Annotated in this window: 19 protein-coding genes; 8 read left to right on the plus strand and 11 right to left on the minus strand. The window is 55.7% G+C overall.

Features of this window, described 5'->3' with window-relative positions; all coding sequences use genetic code 11:
* Positions 1-193 precede the first annotated feature (193 nt).
* Complete coding sequence (locus tag B9Y55_RS05415) at positions 194-886, plus strand: TVP38/TMEM64 family protein (protein ID WP_234986142.1); 693 nt, start codon at positions 194-196, stop codon at positions 884-886.
* Positions 887-892: 6 nt separating this feature from the next.
* Here B9Y55_RS05415 and B9Y55_RS13600 read toward each other — a convergent pair whose 3' ends face one another.
* Together B9Y55_RS13600 and B9Y55_RS05420 are read right to left on the minus strand one after the other, a co-directional pair.
* Positions 893-1,015 carry a hypothetical protein gene (locus tag B9Y55_RS13600; protein WP_268753283.1) on the minus strand — a complete coding sequence of 41 codons (123 nt, stop codon included), beginning with the start codon at positions 1,013-1,015 and terminating at the stop codon, positions 893-895.
* A gap of 3 nt (positions 1,016-1,018) precedes the next feature.
* Positions 1,019-1,819 carry a sulfurtransferase gene (locus tag B9Y55_RS05420; protein ID WP_159448246.1) on the minus strand — a complete coding sequence of 267 codons (801 nt, stop codon included), beginning with the start codon at positions 1,817-1,819 and terminating at the stop codon, positions 1,019-1,021.
* 101 nt (positions 1,820-1,920) lie between these two features.
* Between B9Y55_RS05420 and B9Y55_RS05425 the strand changes: the two genes are divergently transcribed.
* The 7 genes from B9Y55_RS05425 (at position 1,921) to B9Y55_RS05455 (ending at position 8,796) form a co-directional block, all read left to right on the plus strand.
* Positions 1,921-3,042 (plus strand): heterodisulfide reductase-related iron-sulfur binding cluster, encoded by a 1,122-nt coding sequence (locus tag B9Y55_RS05425; protein WP_268753284.1) that lies wholly within the window; start codon positions 1,921-1,923, stop codon positions 3,040-3,042.
* Complete coding sequence (locus tag B9Y55_RS05430; RefSeq protein ID WP_085544355.1) at positions 3,039-4,037, plus strand: biotin synthase BioB; 999 nt, start codon at positions 3,039-3,041, stop codon at positions 4,035-4,037. Before B9Y55_RS05425 ends, B9Y55_RS05430 begins: the two co-directional genes overlap by 4 nt.
* Positions 4,038-4,320: 283 nt before the next feature.
* A complete protein-coding gene (locus B9Y55_RS05435; protein WP_200806629.1) occupies positions 4,321-5,256 on the plus strand; it encodes an ABC transporter substrate-binding protein in 936 nt (311 codons plus the stop codon).
* Complete coding sequence (locus tag B9Y55_RS05440) at positions 5,253-6,035, plus strand: ABC transporter permease (protein ID WP_200806630.1); 783 nt, start codon at positions 5,253-5,255, stop codon at positions 6,033-6,035. The genes B9Y55_RS05435 and B9Y55_RS05440 overlap by 4 nt, the downstream gene beginning before the upstream one ends.
* Positions 6,032-6,769: an ABC transporter ATP-binding protein gene (locus B9Y55_RS05445; protein ID WP_085544357.1), complete on the plus strand. Its 738-nt coding sequence runs from the start codon at positions 6,032-6,034 to the stop codon at positions 6,767-6,769. Before B9Y55_RS05440 ends, B9Y55_RS05445 begins: the two co-directional genes overlap by 4 nt.
* A gap of 24 nt (positions 6,770-6,793) precedes the next feature.
* The gene (locus B9Y55_RS05450; protein ID WP_085544358.1) at positions 6,794-8,137 is read left to right on the plus strand and encodes a TIGR04283 family arsenosugar biosynthesis glycosyltransferase; all 1,344 of its coding nucleotides are present in this window, start codon (positions 6,794-6,796) and stop codon (positions 8,135-8,137) included.
* Complete coding sequence (locus B9Y55_RS05455) at positions 8,134-8,796, plus strand: TVP38/TMEM64 family protein (RefSeq protein ID WP_085544359.1); 663 nt, start codon at positions 8,134-8,136, stop codon at positions 8,794-8,796. The genes B9Y55_RS05450 and B9Y55_RS05455 overlap by 4 nt, the downstream gene beginning before the upstream one ends.
* A 22-nt stretch (positions 8,797-8,818) precedes the next feature.
* Here the strand turns inward: B9Y55_RS05455 and iadA are convergent, their stop codons facing one another.
* From iadA to B9Y55_RS05500, 9 genes are all read right to left on the minus strand, one after another.
* Positions 8,819-9,988 carry a beta-aspartyl-peptidase gene (iadA, locus tag B9Y55_RS05460; protein ID WP_234986143.1) on the minus strand — a complete coding sequence of 390 codons (1,170 nt, stop codon included), beginning with the start codon at positions 9,986-9,988 and terminating at the stop codon, positions 8,819-8,821.
* Positions 9,985-11,439 carry a Na+/H+ antiporter NhaC gene (nhaC, locus tag B9Y55_RS05465; protein ID WP_085544360.1) on the minus strand — a complete coding sequence of 485 codons (1,455 nt, stop codon included), beginning with the start codon at positions 11,437-11,439 and terminating at the stop codon, positions 9,985-9,987. The genes iadA and nhaC overlap by 4 nt, the downstream gene beginning before the upstream one ends.
* A gap of 106 nt (positions 11,440-11,545) precedes the next feature.
* Entirely contained in the window at positions 11,546-12,457 is a 912-nt protein-coding gene (locus B9Y55_RS05470; RefSeq protein ID WP_085544361.1) for an isocitrate lyase/PEP mutase family protein, read from the minus strand.
* Positions 12,454-13,356 (minus strand): hydroxymethylglutaryl-CoA lyase, encoded by a 903-nt coding sequence (locus B9Y55_RS05475; RefSeq protein ID WP_085544362.1) that lies wholly within the window; start codon positions 13,354-13,356, stop codon positions 12,454-12,456. Before B9Y55_RS05475 ends, B9Y55_RS05470 begins: the two co-directional genes overlap by 4 nt.
* Complete coding sequence (locus tag B9Y55_RS05480; protein WP_085544363.1) at positions 13,356-14,549, minus strand: CaiB/BaiF CoA transferase family protein; 1,194 nt, start codon at positions 14,547-14,549, stop codon at positions 13,356-13,358. The genes B9Y55_RS05475 and B9Y55_RS05480 overlap by 1 nt, the downstream gene beginning before the upstream one ends.
* 58 nt (positions 14,550-14,607) lie before the next feature.
* Complete coding sequence (locus B9Y55_RS05485; protein ID WP_085544364.1) at positions 14,608-15,888, minus strand: TRAP transporter large permease; 1,281 nt, start codon at positions 15,886-15,888, stop codon at positions 14,608-14,610.
* On the minus strand, positions 15,885-16,334 hold the full coding sequence (locus tag B9Y55_RS05490; protein WP_085544406.1) for a TRAP transporter small permease subunit: 450 nt from the start codon (positions 16,332-16,334) through the stop codon (positions 15,885-15,887). Before B9Y55_RS05490 ends, B9Y55_RS05485 begins: the two co-directional genes overlap by 4 nt.
* A gap of 137 nt (positions 16,335-16,471) precedes the next feature.
* Positions 16,472-17,464 (minus strand): DctP family TRAP transporter solute-binding subunit, encoded by a 993-nt coding sequence (locus B9Y55_RS05495; protein WP_085544365.1) that lies wholly within the window; start codon positions 17,462-17,464, stop codon positions 16,472-16,474.
* Between the two features lie 67 nt (positions 17,465-17,531).
* A complete protein-coding gene (locus B9Y55_RS05500) occupies positions 17,532-18,215 on the minus strand; it encodes a GntR family transcriptional regulator (RefSeq protein ID WP_159448247.1) in 684 nt (227 codons plus the stop codon).
* Positions 18,216-18,592 lie beyond the last annotated feature (377 nt).

Here is an 18,592-nt window from a genome sequence, read left to right on the forward strand (position 1 = left end):
CCATGTCTATGGCTCTCGATGGTCAGATTCTCTTCCTGGATGGGGCGACTGAATAGTTACGTTGGAGGTATAATCTCCATTCTAAGATGTAATTTATCCGACGTAGGTGGAAAATATTCCCTTACGAGATATGGCGCTAGCTAAAAATAACGTGAGGTGATCGTCTGTGGGAAGGTTTTTTAGCAGGTCTTTTTTGTTGAAGGTTTGTCTGCCGGTGGGCTTGGTCCTGGGGGTGATGGCGTTCAAGCCATCGAGGGATTGGGTAAAACAGGTCTTTTTGATGTTTCAGCTTTTGGACGTAAACCTGATAAGGGGATATATCCTGTCCTTCGGTATATGGGCCCCTGTGATGTCATTTTTCCTCATGGTATTTCAGTCGGTGGTAGCTCCTCTCCCGGCGTTTTTGATAACCTTCGCCAACGCAGGGCTCTTCGGGTGGTGGAAGGGGGCCATACTGTCCTGGTCCAGCGCCATGGCAGGGGCGGCCCTGTGTTTCTTTATCGCAAAATGGTACGGAAGAAAGCCGGTTGAGCGCCTGACATCCAAGGCGGGACTTGAGGGAGTGGACCGCTTCTTCGACCGTTACGGCAATTACGCGGTTTTCATAACGAGGCTGCTTCCCTTCGTGTCCTTCGACATAGTTAGCTACGGCGCCGGGCTGACCTCCATGAGGTTCTGGCCATTTTTTCTGGCGACAGGATTGGGTCAGCTGCCGGCGACGATAGTCTACTCCTACGTGGGGGGAATGTTGACCGAGGGGACGAGAAAATTCGTCCTGGGCCTTTCCCTGCTTTTCGTTTTAACCGCATTGGTCGCGCTGTGGAAGAAGATATATAGGGATCGCAGAGACCCGGAAAGCTGCGTCGATTTTTCTACTGGAAAATGACCGAGGCTACTTTTCCATGGGCATATCCTCGTTTCCACCCCACTCGTATATGGATCCCTCGTAGTTTCTGACTCGCTCAAAGCCGACGGCTCTGAGGACCGAGGTTACGTACCCCGATCTTATTCCCATCGTTCAGTAGACCGTGAAGGAATCCTCAGGTGTCAGGGCAAATCTATCCTTCATGATGGACCTGATCTCCTCAGGTGACCTGGGGCTGCCGTCTTTGTTCAGGATATCCAGCCACAACATCCATTTTGCCCCTGCTATGTGGCCTCCTCTGGGTTCCCCGGCGTTGGTGCTGCCGTCGAACTCCTTCTTCGTCCTGGTGTCTATGAGCAGCTCCACGCCGAGGGATTCATGCACCTGGTCCATCGTAGCGTACCATGAACGATCGTAATCGTGAAGGGTCAGGGCTCCCTCGTCGGAGGGAGAGGGCTTGGTGACCTCCCTCGTCAGCTCGTATCCTAACGAACTGTAGAGTGGCAATCCACCGTAGAGGAGCTTTACGTTCTTCATACCGGCCATCCTAAGCTGCCAGAAGTTACGCCCGTCCGCCCCTGGCCCCTTGAACATGTCGGAGTAGAGCACGACGATAGAGTCATCGTTGATGCCGAGCTCCCTCAGTTTGGGCCCGAGCTCTTCGATAGGCAGAGACGTCCCCCATCCCGGGTCACCGGGCTTTCCCACCGTTTTGGAGAAGAAGTGGAAGCCGACGTGAACCGCCCCTGGGATGTGTCCCTTACCGTATACCTTGGGGTTGTTCCCGTCCAGAAGGACTAACTTGGGATCCCCCAGCATGGAGTGAAGCTTCTGGGGCGTTATGAAGTACTCGGGATGAAGAAAACCGGATAGGTCCGGCTCCTCGGCCCAAGCCGCCACAGATATGACCAGCACGAACATGGCAAGCCACGTTCGCATCAAGACATGTTTCATTAAAAAAAACTCCTTTCGCATGAAAATAAAATTACAATACGACCCCTACGAATGGATATTATACACACTATGACTAACGGTGACTAGAGCTATGAAGTTGATTGGGGGCGATCCACCTGAAACTGAACGAGACTGAGCTGTCAAAGCTGCGGCTTTTTGCGGATAGGTGCGTCGATTGCGGCCTGTGCCTGAAGGGATGCACGATGTCCGACGAGTTGAGAGACGGTCCTAAAAACGTCATATCCCGCTTCCTGACGGAAGGCACCATCGACGACGACTGGGCCTTTAGGTGCTCACTATGCGGTTACTGTTCAACCGTCTGCCCCACAGGAGCGGACCTGAGATCGGTCATGATCGCGCTCAGGGAGGCATCCTGCAAAAAGCCTCCGCTCAGAATGAAAAAGATTTTCGCAGGAGTCCTTCTCTTCCAGTTCATGGCGACATGGAGATATATGGGAACGCCTCCGGTGTTTCCTAAAAAAAGGGGCAAAAGACTGTTTTTTCCCGGCTGCGCCATGGCATCCTCCGACCCGGAGTTAGCCCTCAAGACGTGGAGGGCGTTGATATCCATGGACCCCGACATGGGGATCATGGTGGATTGCTGTGGAACCCCTGCTTCGTCCCTAGGACGAAGGGACATCTTCGAGAGGATAAGGGGCAGGCTCGAAAAAACCCTGACCGTCTGGGGAGTGGAGGAGATCATCGTGGCCTGTCCCAACTGTCTGAAGGCCCTATCGTCCCTCCCAGTGAAGGTGACCCCTGTGTGGGGATACCTGGAAAATACCATATCCGGCTTACAGGCCCTAGAGGGCAAGGAAGCCATGTTTCACGCTCCATGTCCTCTTAGGGACGAGAACAGGGAGTTGGCCGAGGTCGAACGGTTGGCCAGGACCCTGTTCCCCTCCATACGCACAAAACCCTACGGAGCTAACGGCGGGATGTGTTGCGGAGCCGGAGGAATGGTCCCTATCGTGCATCCTAAAACGTTCTCCGATTGGTCCAGGAGGATCTCCGATTACAGGAAGGACGGGGAGATCGTCCTGTGCTGCTGCCAGAGCTGCGTCGACGCCATGGGAGGACGGGATGCCGACGTGATCCACCTCCTGAGAGCAATGCTCGGTGGGGAGGCTCCCCCACCTCCGACGAGCCTCGGCAGGTGGATCAACCGCAGAAAACTGAGAAGGGCCATATTAGGCAAACAAAATTGGAGGGGTTCTTTATGACTTGGAAGATAGACGTCAAAACAGGGGAAATACTGAAAAAAGGCTCAGATGGGTCGAGCATAGACAGAGATGAGGCCCTTTATCTCATGGCTCTCCCGTTGGGCTCGAAGGAGACCTACGGCCTCATGGAGGCCGCCGATTACCTCTCCAGGGAGACGTTCCAGAATAAGGGGGAGAGACACTTTCACATAGGGCTGAACGTGGCGCCCTGTCCTCTCAACTGTAGCTTTTGCTCTTTGACCGTAAAGGCGGGGATATTCAAGGACTCCATCGACTTCTCCGACGATCAGATACTGGAATGGGCCAGATACGGTGAGTCTCAAAAGGCCGACTCGCTCAACCTCATGACGACGGGGAACTTTCCCATGGAGCGGCTTTTACACGTCGGCAGGATGCTGAGGGACAAGGTGAACGTGCCCCTTGTGGCAAACACCAGGGACATAAACCACGAGGAGGGCGAGGCCCTGCTCGACGCCGGTTTCGTCGGGGCCTATCACGCTGTAAGGCTGGGGGAGGGCAGGGACACCCCTCTGAAAAGAGACAAGAGGATCGAGACGATAAAGGTGTTCAGGGACGTGGGGCTCAAATGGATGAACTGCGTGGAGCCGGTGGGGCCTGAGCACGAGGCGGAGGAGATAGTGGACCTCATGTTCCTCGCCAGGGAATACGGGGCCACCTACAGCGGGGTGATGAGGCGGGTCAACTTCCCTGGCTCCCCTATGGAAAAGTTCGGAATGATAACCGAGCGAGAGATGGCCAGGATGGTGGCGGTGTCCCGACTGGTGATGGGGACGGTTCCCAAAGCCCACTGCACCCACGAGCCCAACTCCCTTTCCCTGATCGCCGGGGCCAACCTGCTCTTCCCTGAGGTTGGCTCCAGCCCCAGAGACGGCGAGGCTGACACCGCCAAGGGAAGAGGCAACACCGTCGAAAGCTGCGACAAAATACACATAGAGACCTGCTGGGACCCGGACAAAAGGTCAAACTGTTTCTAGCAGTAACCGCAAACTCACCTTTGAGTCCCCTCGGAGAGACCGTTCCGACGGCGCCCTGTCTCGCCCGGACGTATACTCGACCTGCCTGTTCCGTACGAACCGCCTCGGAGGGCACGTCCTGTGCCCCCTCGGCTTGGGGCGACGTCCTGTCGCCCCATTCATACTACACGACGGCAGGTCGAGTATACGGGCTCGAATGGGCTTCGTCGGAACGATCTCTCCGAGGATCAGAGTTTTAGAAGTTCCCCTAATAGAAAGTAAAAAACCGAAAGGACGTGGCTGTGTGAAAAAGATCATCGCTTTAGGCTTGCTATGTCTCTGTCTGATCTCGCCTGCGTTCGCCGAAAGACCTGTCAAGGTGGGCACCTGGAAGACCGCCCAGACGATCCAGCCCTTTTTCTACGGCGACTACACGTCGAGGGACATCGAGATCCTCTCCTTCACAAACCCGGCGGACCAGAAGACCGCCCTTTTGGCTGGAAACCTGAGCATGTGCGGTACGACCCTGGCCCACGCTATACACTCGGCCTCCCAGGGACAACCGGTGGTTCTGGTGGCGTCGCTTTGCAACCGATGTTCCGCCCTGGTTGTGAGAAAAGACGGCCCCGTAGAGAAGGTCTCCGATCTAAAGGGCAAAAAGATAGGCTACGTGCCTGGAACCATGCACGAGATCCTGCTGCGGGAGACCTTATCCCGAAACGGTCTGTCCCCCGACAGGGACGTGACCCTGGTCAGAATAGACTTCTTCGACATGGGAACGGCTCTGGCAAGAGGCAGCATAGACGGCTTTTTGTCCGGCGAGCCCTTCCCCACCATAGCCGTTACCGAGGGATACGGAAGGATACTGTCCTACCCCTACTACGACGACAGCGTGGGAACCATAAACGCAGGAATGCTGGTGACAGAGGAGACCGTAAGGGAGAATCCCGAGCTGGTACTGGACCTGGTGAGGGGCCACGCTATGGCGACGGAGAGCCTAAAGGCCAACCTCGATCTGTGGTTTAAAAAGGCCGTCTCTTTCGGGACCGAGAGGTCGGTTATGGAGGAGGCTTCCTCCAACATAGAGCTCTCCTGGGATATGGACGAGGCCTTCGTGAAGAGGGCTAAGGCCCTCGGTGCAAGGATGGAGGCCCTGGGGGTCATAGACCGTCAGCCGGACTACGAAAGGCTCTTCGACCTCTCCTTCGTCAAAAAGGTCAAAGAGGAGAGGGGACTTTGAGGGGAAAGCACCTGTTACTTCCCTGGATAATACCTATCGGCCTTATATCTGTGTGGTTATGGGCCAGTCGCACCGGGATTGTCCCCACCTATCTCCTGCCCGACCCGGCTCAGATAGGGAGGTCGGCCTGGACCTACATCTTCGGCGAGATCGGAAGCGCCCCTTATGCCGGAAGGTTCCATGGCGACCTATGGGCCAGCTCTGTCCGGGTGATCGGGGGATTCGCCCTGGCAGTCGCCCTGGGCATTCCACTGGGGGTGGTGTCCGGCAGGGTCCCTGCTGTGAGGAGCCTGCTGGGGACAACTATAAACGGCCTTCGATCGGTGCCGGGGATAAGCTGGCTCCCTCTGGCTATGGTGTGGTTCGGAGTCGGAGTTAAGACCACCGTCTTTCTGGTGGCCCTGGCGTCGTTCTTCCCTATATACCTTAACACCGCCATCGGGGCCAGAAACGTCGACTTCATCCTGTACCAGGCCGGAGCCACCATGGGAATCGGCAGATTTAGGGGGGTCTACGATATTCTCCTTCCAGCGGCAATGCCTCAGATACTGAGCGGCCTGAGGCTGGGGCTCGGGACGTCCTGGGCCTATCTGGTCCTGGGAGAGCTGACAGGGGTCCCCTTCGGCCTCGGCGCTTTGATAATGGACGCCAGGATGATGGGAAGGATAGACATGATAATAGTCGGCATAGTGGCTATAGCTGTCATGGGAAGGGTCAGCGACCTTCTTTTGACCCAGACTATGAAGTTTTGTTTTAAATCGGCGAGGCGGATGGCATGAGTTTAGGGCTGAACCCATCGCCACCGACCCTGTCGGTCAAAGGCATCAGCAAGGGCTTTTCGGAGAAAGGCGGAGAGCTCCAGGTCCTCTCGGACGTCACCTTCGAGATCGAGAGGGGGGAGCTGGTCTGCGTCCTTGGGCCAAGCGGATGCGGCAAGAGCACTCTGCTCAAGATCGTGGCTGGGCTGGAGGCTCCCGACGAGGGGACCGTGGAGGTGGATGGCAGGGCGGTATCGACCCCGGGGAGCGACAGGTGCGTGGTGTTCCAGGAGGACGCCCTCTTTCCCTGGCTGACGGTCTCGGAGAACGTGGCCTTCGGAGCGAGAGGAAGGATGTCAAAGTCGGAGCTGAAGTCGGAGGTCGACGGCTATCTGGATATGACCGGACTATCCCGCTTCGCCGACTACCTTCCCAGGGAGATTTCCGGCGGCATGAGACAGAGGGTCGCCCTCGCCAGGGTCCTAATACTGAAGCCCAAGGTTTTGCTGATGGACGAGCCATTCGGGGCGCTGGACGCACAGTCCAGGGAGGCCATGCAACGGCTGTTGCTGTCCATCGTAAAGGACCTCTCCCACACGGTGATGTTCATAACCCACGATGTGGCAGAGGCGGTGGCAATAGCCGATAGGGTTATAGTCATGGACAGGTCGCCGGGCAGGATAAGCTCCATCGTAACGGTGGAGGACCAGGCCGAGACCCACTCCAGGCTGAGGGCAATTATGCATAGCCTGTAGCCCCCTTGAGAGGAAGTGTTTTTAATGGACAGGGTGATAGTGTTCGTCAAATGGCCCGAGCCGGGCAGGGCGAAAACCAGGCTGATTCCAGCTCTGGGGCCTCAAGGTGCCGCCGAGCTGCACGATAAAATGGCCAGGAGGACCCTTTCTTCCGTGAGGCGAGGAGCCAAAAGGGCAGGTTGTTCGGTGGAGGTCCGATCCACCGGCGCGGTGACAGAGCGATTTCGAGGTTGGCTTGGAGACGACCTCTCTGTCGTGGACCAGGGCGACGGCGACCTAGGGGACCGAATGGCTCTGTCGGTATCCGACTCCCTCGATGGAGGGATAAAAAAGGTGCTTCTCCTGGGGACCGACTGCCCCGACCTGGATCCCTCTTTTATACATCACGCCATGGGCCTTCTCGAAGGCCATCCGGTCGTAATGGGCCCAGCATCCGACGGAGGGTACTACTGTCTGGGAATAGATCTATCCAAGGTGGGGGAGAGGGCTTTAGGGCTGTTCCGTGGCGTTCCCTGGAGCTCCAGCGCGACAGGAGAGGCCACATTGGATAGGGCTCGCTCTCTAGGGTTGAAGGTGGCCAGGCTTCCTGTCCTCAGCGACGTGGACAGGCCCGAGGACCTTCCCGTGTGGGATAGGGCTTGCCAAAAGATATCGGTGATTATCCCCACCCTGAACGAAAGGGACGGCATATCGATGTGCATAAGGTCCGCCCTGGGTGCCCAGGACGTGGAGGTCATAGTATCCGACGGAGGCAGCACCGACGGGACCATCGAGGTCGCCGAGAGCTATGGGGCCAAGGTGGTCCGTTCCCCTAAGGGCAGGGCCGCCCAGATGAACGCTGGAGCCAAGGTGGCGTCGGGGGATATCCTGCTGTTTCTCCACGGCGACAGTATCCTTCCATGGGGTTACGGGAGGTTGGTTCGGGAGGCTCTGAGCGACAAAAAACTGTCCCTAGGGGCCTTTTCTCTCAAAATAGGCCTGGCCGGAGAGCTGAATGACCCCGAGTTTCGCTCGTCGATGGACATGATCTCATTCTGGGCCAACGTCAGGTCGAGGTGGCTGTCCCTGCCCTACGGGGATCAGGGTTTTTTCATGGGGAAATCCCTCTTTCACCGTCTAGGGGGCTTCCCAGAGATGCCCCTTCTCGAGGACGTGAGCCTGGTCAGATCGGCGTCGAAGGTCGGCAGGATAGGGACCATTTCGGCGACGATCCGCACCTCCTCCCGTCGCTGGCGAAAACTGGGCGCGGCTAGGACGTCGATCCGCAACTCGATGATAATGCTAGCCTGGGCGATAGGGGTATCCCCAACTACATTGGCTGGGTGGTATAGGGCGGATAAACCGAGAAAAGGGGGAGTTTCGTCTTGAAAGGTAGACCGATAAACAGGATCCTTGTCGTCGCAGGTGGGCTTATAGCCCTATTCGCCGCGCTTCGTCTGTGGGGGATAGATGGAAGCTGGTTTAGCGAGGAGAACATCCTTTCCTTCGGCCCGATGGCTCCCCTGGTCTTCACCGCCATGTTCTCTATCGCTGTCATACTTGCCGTCCCAGGTGGTCCCATAACCCTACTGGCAGGCAGCCTCTTCGGCGTGATCCAGGGGACGATCGTCGTATCGGCAGGGTCCACCATAGGGGCGATGGCGGCCTTTCTCATTGCCAGATATGCCGCCAGGGACCACGTGGCCCGATGGCTCGCCGACAATCCAAGATTCCTGAAGCTCGACGAGATGATCAGGAAAAAGGGCTTTATAGTAGTGGCGTTGGTCAGGCTGATACCGCTCTTTCCCTTCAACCTCATAAACTACGGCATGGGACTGACGTCGGTGTCCTTCGGATACTACCTGTTCATGTCGTGGCTGTGCATGCTGCCTGGAACTATCCTCTACGTGACTGGAGGGGACGTCTTCAAGCGATTCTTTGTCGGTGGAGACCTATCGTGGCAGGCGATATCCCTCTGCGGTGCGATAGCCCTATGCCTGAGTGGGGCCTATCTATTGCTGAAAAATTCATTAAGAGGACGGCTTTGAAAGCCGTCCTCTTTCTGCAAAATTAAACCTCGAAATTGCCCTTAACCAAAACCTTCCCGTCCTTCATGGAAGTCCGCCCCCTCGATAGGACGTGGAGAAGCTCCAGGCCCTCACCCAGCACCACCGTATCGCCGTCGAAGCCAGGGGCTAGCCTGCCCTTGCCCCTCAGGCCCAGGTGGTCGGCCACGTTTTTGGTCGCCATGGAGACCATGGTCTCCAAAGGAGCGATATCCGAAAGGACCGTTGCCCTGATCTGGTTAAGTATGGAGTCGGGAGTACCTACCCCCATCCCTATCATACGCTTGTTCTCGTCGAAGACCGGAAGGCTGCCGTTGCCGTCGGAGCTTAGGGTGACCCGAGACATATCAGCCCCGGCCTTGAACAGCCTCTCCACGGAGGACGGTGTATCGTCCCCGGCGGTGAGATCCACGTGTCCTCCCTCGGAGATAAACCTGATTCCGTCCTCCAGGAGCTCGTCACAACGGCTGACGTGGGTCGGCAGGAAGTGGGGCATGGGGATATCGGTCCCACTCAGGGCCTCCCTCAACGGTTCAAGCCCCGATGACTCTGACCCCATGTGGACACACACGATGCCCGGTTTTCCCGATATCATCCCAGCCACCCTGACGTCTGACACCAGCCGCCGAAGCTCCTCGAGCGACGGATGGGAACACCGGTGATCCGACAGGGCCATCTTCACCCCTATGACCTTGTCTATCAGGGCTATATCCCTCATGACCGAGCCGGTCAGGGTCGGAGAGGGGATCTGATAGGAGCCGGTGTAGATCCAGGTGCTAAGCCCCTCCTCCTCAAGCCCTCTGGCCTTGGCCAGAAGCTCCTCCAGGGAGCGACATATTCCGTCGGTACCCAACAGCCCTACAGCCCCGGTGATCCCGGCCTTCACGAAGGACGAAAGCTGGGCCGGAGGGGTCCTGAAGGCAGGACCTCCCTCGCCTCCCGCGCCGTTGAAGTGGTTATGCTGGTCTATAAGGCCAGGTACCACCTTACAGCCGGAGCAGTCCAGGATTGAAAGGTTCGGCACCGCCGACAGGAAGGACCTGTCGATGGAGGGCTGTATGGAGGCCACCTTGCCGCCCAAAATGAGAAGGTCCATTTTCCCCAGGTATTCCGGCCCATAGACCTCTCCACCGGTCAAAAGAGCGTTTCGACTCGCCGTTCGATCATCTATCACTCTTTGGTCCCCTTATTCGTGCGCATGATGCCTATCCCGGTGAAACCGTAGATCCAGGCTACGATCGCTCCGGCGTAGCACATAACCGCCCATGGCAGGTACTGAAGCACCGGCACGTCAAGGACCGAGGACATGTAGATACCGGCGGCGGACCAGGGGACTATGGACACTATGACAGTGCCCGAGTCCTCCAAGGTACGGGAGAGAATTCTTCTGTCCACGGAAAGCTCGTCGCAGAGGTCTTTGTACATGGTCCCAGGCATGATTATGCTCAGGTAGGAGTTTCCAGTTCCAAGGGCGGTGATTATTCCCGTCAGGGACACGGAGAATATAAACTTGCCTACACTGCTCTTTATGAACCTCTCTCTGAGAGCGGTGGTCACTATTTTTATGGTTCCCGAGTATTCAAGCTGTCCAGCGAAGATGTAGGCGAAGAACACCACCGCCACCGCACCGGCCATGAAGGAAAATCCACCTCTGTTCAGAAGCTTGTCCACCGCCTCCGCTCCTGTAGCGAGAGAGGGTCCCTTCGCCATTATGGAGACTATCTTTGACAGGCTGTTGCCCTGCATCATGGCGAGAGGTGCGGCGGCTATCATGGAAACCCAAAGTACGGGAAGGGTCGGGTAGCGCATGTAGGCCAGCACCAGCAGAAGCACCGGGGGGATAAGGACCACCGGACCGAGGTTGAAGTTCCCCTGAATGGCGGAGATAATCACGTCTATCTTGGACATGTCCATCTCCCCGACGCTCCTGGAGCCCACTACGCCGTATATAGCTAGGCCGATCAAAAAGGCCGGCAGAGTGGTCCACAGCATGGACTTGATATGGTCGATCAGATCCGCCTCGGCGGTCGCAGCCGCCAGAACAGTGGTGTCGGAGACAGGGCTCATTTTATCCCCGAAGTAAGAGCCTGCTACTACCGCCCCCGCTGCCGCAGGGAGGGGAACCCCAAGGCCGTAGGCTATTCCCATGAAGGCCACGCCAAAGGTGGCGGCGGACCCCCAGGACGTTCCGGTCAGCACCGACGACATGGCGCAGATTATGGCGGCGGAGACCAGGAAGGTCTTTGGTGTCAGTATCTGAAGCCCCAGATATATGAGGTATGGGACCGTCCCGGAGGCCATCCAGAGGGCTATCATAGGACCGACGGTGAGCAGTATTAGGATAGCCCCAGAGGCCCTGGCTATCATGGGGATAACCCCTCCGTCGAAAAGCTCCGTCCAGGTAAAGCCGTAGCCGAAGATGTAGATCGCCGACGTCACCACCGACACCATCATTATAAGAATGGCGGTATCAAAACCCATAAAGAGCTTGCCGACTATCATCATCGCTAAAATGGTAAAAAGTATAAAAACCGAGCCCTTGAGGCCAACCTCCCTGTGTGCTGAACCACTTTCCTTCACAAAAACCATCTCCCTTCGCTTTATGAATCCCTTGTATGTATCCATAAACAGAATAAGCTCTAACGGCTAGGCTGTCAATAGAGAACTATCGGAATCACATAAACAAAAGAGAGGGGCCATAAATGGCCCCTCTCTTTTGTTGACAGGACGATCAGACTATCCTGGACCGTCCTCCGTATTTATTCATCTCACCTGGAGGAAGGTAGCGTTCCTCCATCTCCCTTATCTCATCAAGCCCTACGATATCCACGAAATCGCCGAAAGACATCAGCCTCGCCATAAGCGACTCGGAGAGGCCGTTTTTTCTGAGTTCCTCCATGCTTTCCCTCAAGGCCGCCGCCGCGGCGAAAAGAGGGGTCACAGGGTACATGACGTACTTAAAGCCCATAGCCTCGGCCTCGGACGTCGATATTAGAGGGGTCTTTCCACCCTCGACTAGGTTGAGCATCAGAGGTATCGGTATCTCCCTGACGGCCCTCTCCATCTGCTCTATCGTCTCGAGGGCCTCGACGAAGACCATGTCCACGCCTAGGTCAGCAGCGGATCTAGCCCTGTCGATGGCGTCGTCGAATCCCGACACTGCCACAGCGTCGGTCCTGTAGACGATCAGGGCGTCTTTATCCTCTCCGTCCCTGGCGAACAGGGCGGCCCGGAGCTTTCCCATCATCTCTTCCTTGGAGACGATCGCCTTTCCTGCCATGTGACCACATCTTTTTGGGATAACCTGATCCTCTAGAAAAAGACCTGCTGCACCAGCCCAGATATACTCACGGACCGTTCTGTCGACGTTAACGGCGTTTCCAAAACCGTTATCGGCATCCCCGATGATGGGGACGTCGACGGCCCTGACCATGCGGTGAAGCTGATCCCTCATCTCGGTCATGGATAGAAGGCCCACGTCTGGCCTTCCCAGAAGAGAGGCCGCCGTGCCGTACCCAGTATGTTGAAGCACCTCGAACCCAGCCATCTCGCATATCCTGGCGCTGAGGGCGTCGAACACCCCTGGAGCTACAACGATACCTGGCTCGGCAAGCCTCTTTCTGAGCCGTTTCCCCTTGGTCATTTTTTACACCTAGCGGATAGATGGCTGTTGACCGCCAGCCCCATTTCCTTCATCCTCGCAGCGACCTCAAGGACCTTATCAAGCCTGACCCCTGTAGACACGCCGATCCTCTCGAAGAAGTTGACCATATCCTCGGTAGCCACGTTGCCTGCGGCCCCTGGAGCGAAGGGGCATCCTCCCAGCCCTCCTGCTGCGGAATCGAAACGATAGAACCCGAGGTCCATCGCCGCCATGGTGTTCACCATAGCCATTCCGTTCGTGTCGTGGAGGTGAAGGAAGAAGGGATATTCGCCAAAACGACTTCGAACCTCCGTGAGGGTCTTCGTCAACATTAGTGGGTCGCAGGTTCCAACGGTATCGGCCAGAGTGATGGAGTCCACGCCGATCTCCAAGGCTTCCTCCACTATTTTTACTACGGCTTGAGGGTCGACCGGGCCGTCGAAGGGACATTCGAATGAGGTCGCGACAGATACCCCCAGTGCGGTATCTCCCTTTATGGAGGCCACCGACCTCAGCTCGTCCATAGATTCCCTGACCGATCGCCTGGTGTTAGCCATATTGTGGGCCTCGCTGGCTGAGACGACGAACCCAACCGCGTCGGATCCTACAGCCAGAGCCCTCTCCGCTCCCTTTAGGTTCGGTATCAGAACTATGGACTCCACCTTGCCCCTCCAACGACGGTTGAAGTGCTCCATTACCTCCGATGCGTCGGCCATCTGAGGTATCGCCTTTGGACTTACGAAGGAGGTCACCTCCATGATCGAAATCCCGGTCTGGGCCATGGCGTCCACCAGGGCTATTTTTTCCTCCGTTGGGATAAAATCCCTCTGGCTCTGAAATCCGTCCCTGGGACAGACCTCCCTTATCTGGACGTTTGATGGAAGCTTTTTATCGAACATCAGATGACGCCCTGAGAGCGAAGGTCCTCTACCTCCGCCTCGGTCAGACCGAGAAATTCACAGTAGACCTGGGAGTTATGCTCTCCCAGTACAGGGGAGGGCGTCCTTATCTCCGCTGGCGTGCCGGACATCTTGATATGGTTGCCTGTCAAGGTGGTCATGCCAGCCACAGGATGGTCCACAGGGACGAACATTTTTCTATCCCCTGCTATGTGGGGATCGCTGGTCACCTGATCGATGGACATTATGGGGGCGCATGGAATCCCCGCCTCATCCATCAAACGACAACAGTTCTGAACGGTGTTGCCCATGGTCCATTCCTCGATGATCGGCTTAATCTCGTCGTGATGGGCCACCCTGTCTCGAACCCTGAGGTATTTGGGGTCCTCCGCGATCTCAGGCCGCCCTATAAGGGAACACAGGCTCTGCCACAGCTTGTCGTTGGCCGCCCCTATAACCATACTGCCATCGGAGGCACGGAAGGAGTCGTAGGGATAGGTGGACTCGTAGCGGTTCCCTATGCGCTGGGGGACCCTGCCCTCCACAAGATAGATCATGTTTATTATCTCCAGGCTTGCCACGGCCGAGTCGACCAGGGCCACGTCTATCTTCTGTCCCTCTCCTGTCAGGTTTCTGCCGTTTACCGCCGCCAGTATCCCTATGGCACAGGAAAGTCCGGCAAGCACGTCTCCCATGGCGGTCCCGGTCCTGGTCGGTTCCCCTCCCGGCCAGCCGGTGGTGCTCATGAGTCCGCTCATCGCCTGGGCTATTATGTCGTAGCCAGGACGCATCTTGTAGGGTCCAGTGTGTCCAAAACCGGAAATCGCGGCATAGATGATTTTAGGGTTTATTTTTTTCATGTCTTCATAACCAAACCCCAGTTTCTCCATCGTGCCAGGGCGGTAGTTTTCCACGACTATATCGGCCTTTTTTACCATCTCGGCGAAAATATCCTTGCCCCTTTTGTGCTTGAGGTTAAGGGTCACTCCCCTCTTGTTTCGGTTGAGGTTCATGTAGTAGGCGCTTTCTCCCTTGACGAAGGGCCCCATCTGTCTCGTGTCGTCGCCTGTCTCCGGCACCTCTATTTTTATGACGTCCGCCCCCATATCGGCGAGCAGCATTGTGCAGAAGGGACCAGCCAGAACCCTGGTCAAGTCCAGAACCACCAAATCGGATAGCGCACCTTTAATCACCGTCGTCACATCTCCTTTTTTACAAAAAATCCACCGTTTCCCCTTTTACGTAAAGACCTCAGTGCATCACCGACGGAAGCCACGTGCTCAAGGTCGGGAACGCCATCACTATGATCAACATAACTACAAGCAGAAGCATGAAAGGAAGCACACCGGATATGATCTCCCCCATACTGATGTCCTTTCTCAGGCCCTTTATCACGTAGAGGTTCATTCCCACCGGTGGAGTTATTAGCGCCATGGTCATGTTGACCGTAAGTATGATGGCATACCAGATAGGATCTATGTGCAGCGCCAAAAGTATCGGCGTGACCAGCGGCATGGTAAGCAGCACGATGGACACCGTCTCAAGGACCATTCCCAGGATGACCATCAGCAGGTTCATCGCTATGATAAACATCATGGGAGAGAAGTTGTTCTGGATGATGAGCTCCGTAAGCTTCTGGGGGATCATGAGCAACGTCATAACCCTTCCGAACAGCACGGCTCCGGCTATGACCATGGCGATCATGCAGGAGGTTCCCAAAGCTTTCATGCATATCTCAGGGATATCCTTTATCTTTATGGTCCTGTATATGACCATGGTGATGAACAGGCTGTAGACCAGACCGACAGCGGCGGCCTCCGTTGGGGTAAAAGCACCGCTGTATATCCCACCGACCACCAACAGCGGCAGGATTATCCCCCATATGTTCTTTGCCGTAACCGATAGACGCTCCTTCCACGGGACCTTAGGCATAGGGGTGAAGCCGCCCCTCTTGCTCTTGACCACCGAGTAGACGACGAAAATACCTGTGAGGATGAGCCCAGGGATTATTCCAGCGATGAAAAGCTTTCCTACGGACTCCTCGGTGATGGCACCGTAGAGGATGAGTGGGATGCTGGGCGGTATCAATATCCCTAAGGTCCCTCCGGCTGCGAGAAGACCGAGGGTAAACTTTTTGTCGTAGCCCCTCTCTATCATGGCAGGATAGGCAACCATCCCGATCGTGGCAGCGGTGGCGGCGCCAGATCCGGTTATGGCCGCGAAGAAAGCGCACGCCATTATCGTTGCTATGGCTAGACCACCAGGAAGGTGGCGAACCCAGGCGTTCATTACCTCAAAGAGGTCGTCCCCTATTCTGCCGTCGAGAAGAACCTGGCTCATGAGGACAAACAGTGGTATGGACAGCAGGACGAAGCCCTCAAGGGACGTGAAGATAGACTGAGACAGGACCTTCATCGGCAGATCGTAAACCAAGGTTAAAAGGACCGACGTAGCCCCCAAGGAGAAGGCCACAGGCATGCCCATGAACAGGACCACCAGCAGAAGCAATATCACCAGCAGAAAAGAAGTCATCTATGCCCACCTTCCTGAACCGCCGGCCTCTCTCCGGTCCTGAGAAAATCAAACTCATCCAACACGATCACCACAAACTGTAGGGCTAAAAGGGCAAATCCGACGAACAAAGCGGACTGAGGTATCCAAAGAGGTATCTGAAGAGGCGTGGGGGAGTGCTTTTGATATTTCACCGCACTGGCTATCATTCCCCATCCCTGAACCGCTATCTCGCTGCAAAAGGCGACCCCGACCAGGCTGGTCAAGACCTTCAAAAGGCTCTGCTTTTTCTCCGACATCCTCATGGTCAGGAGGTCTATGTTGACGTGTTTACCTTTTTGAAGAGCGTAAGCCGCCCCGCCAAACATGCACCACATGAACAGATAGACAGAAACCTCTTGCGTCCATACAGTTGGAGAGTTAAAGAAATACCTCATAATAACCTCATAAAAAAGAATCAAACCCATCAACAAGATGCCAAGCCCACATAGACACCCTAAAGCATAGCTGAAACGATTGACCGTCTTTCTGTAAAATTCGATCACCTAAAACCCCTCCAAAAACCCTTTAAAGGAGGGAGAGGGAACCCCCTCCCTCTTTTCCATCACTCCAACCCCAGGGCGATGTCGACCAACTGCTTGCAAAGAGGGCTCTTCTTGGCGAACCCACTCCTGACCGTTTCAGTGGCCTCGACGAAGGCCTTTCTCTGAGCGTCATCGAGCTCCAGTATCTCAAGCCCTGCATCGGCTATGACCTTCTGAGCGTCGATCTCCGACTGGGCTATCTGGGTTCTGAGCCACGCCTCAGCGTCGCTTCCGGCTCTCTTAAGGATATCCCTATCTCCGTCGGAGAGCTTGTCCCACCACTCAAGGTTGCACTGAACCACGAACTGAGCTGTGGTGTAGTTGCAGACTGTGAGGTATTTTTGAACCTCGAATATCTTCCTGGAGACCGCCGCAGGCATACCTGTTGTCGCTCCATCGACGGTACCCCTCTGAAGCGCCATGTACATCTCCGAGGAGCTCATGACGACCGGCGTTCCACCGAGGGCGGCAACGGTCTCAGCGGTGCCGTTGCTGAAGGTCCTGATCTTTAGACCATCAAAATCTGAAGGAGCGGCGAGGGGCCGCTTGCTGTTGAAGAACTGCACGAAACCGTAGTCTGCCCAGAAAAGGTTGGTGACTCCCTTTTTCTTGAACTCCTCGTTCAGGAGGTCGCCAGCTCCGGCATCGATGAACTTCTTTATGGAATCAAGACCTTTAAAGACGAAAGGAACCTCGAATATATCCGTAGCCGGTATCATTCCAGCCCATTTGTTGACCGGTACCAAAGCTATTGGGACCAACCTCTCCTGAAGGGCCTCTACGACCTCTGTGTCCTTAAAAAGCTGAGCCGAATGGAATACCGTCACGGTCATACCCCCACCGGAGTATTCCTTGACCTTGTCGGCAAAGAGATCCAATGCCTTTGAGATATGGTGAGAGGGGGGAAGCTGGTTGGACAGCTTTACCTCGACAGCGTAAGCCGCCAGTGTGGATATGGCGACGGTCGCCATGGTTATGCTGGCACACAACACCTTGCGCATAGTTCCGTTCATGACATTACCTCCATCGATATTGAACAAAATAAAATCAACAAGCCCTCTTCCGCCTTTTTATCCTCTCTCATCCCCCCCCAGCTCCCTCTAGGGTGGTCTTTCTCCTGTTGAAATAGCTGTACCTTCTATCGGAGGTCAACTTCTCCAAGTCTCCGCTGGATAGATATTCAATTATGTGATAATGAAGTCTCACAAGATCGGCCAGCACCTCAACCTCCTCTAGCTCCCCCAAAAGGGCTAGGTGAAGCTGACAGTAGAGGGTCTCGAGGGCCCTTGAGGTCCAGATTTTACCTGAAAGCTCCGCCAGTGATTTATGAAATGCCAAGTCTCTGTCGCAGAAAAGCAGAATCTTATCCCGCCTGGATCCTTCGCCCTCGCATATGAACAAGAGTTCCTCCAACATTTTTTCGAACTTGGGCCTCACCTCGGAGGTAAAAAGACCGTTCTCGACGATGGTCCTGAATACTACACCCTCAAGAATAACCCTCATCTCGTAAAGCTCGTCCAGTTCCTCCTTGGAGAAGAGGCGGACCTTAACCCCTCGCCTCGGGACCGATACGACGAGCCCCATCATCTCCATCTGCTTTAAAGCCTCCCTGACCGGAGCTCGACTGACCCCAAGTCGCTCAGCTATATCCCCTTCCCTTATATAAACGCCGTCCTTGAACTCAGATGAGACTATGATCTCCCTCCGAAGGTAGTCGAACATCTGGCTGCTCAGCGTGACGTACTCCAAAGATCCAACCGTCATGACAATCCCTCCACAACTCGGTATCCTGTCGACCGAATAATTAAAGTATATTTCTTTTTTCTCTTCTGTCAAGAGGTTGCTCTCGAAATATAGAGACAAATCCCAAATATAAGAAAGCGAGCCGATCTCGTCCTTGAGATCGGCTCGCTTTCTTATAGGCATCTCTAAAAACGCTGATCCTCGGAGAGATCGTCCCGACAGAGCCCGTTCGAGCCCGTATTTTCGACCTACCGTAGTGTAGTACGAATGGGGCGACAGGACGTCGCCCCAAGCCGAGGGGGCACAGGACGTGCCCTCCGAGGCGGTTCGTACGGAACAGGCAGGTCGAGTATACGATTGGGTGAGACAGGGAACAGGCGGGACGGTCTCTCCGAGGG

This window comes from Dethiosulfovibrio salsuginis (assembly GCF_900177735.1).
Classification (GTDB): domain Bacteria; phylum Synergistota; class Synergistia; order Synergistales; family Dethiosulfovibrionaceae; genus Dethiosulfovibrio; species Dethiosulfovibrio salsuginis.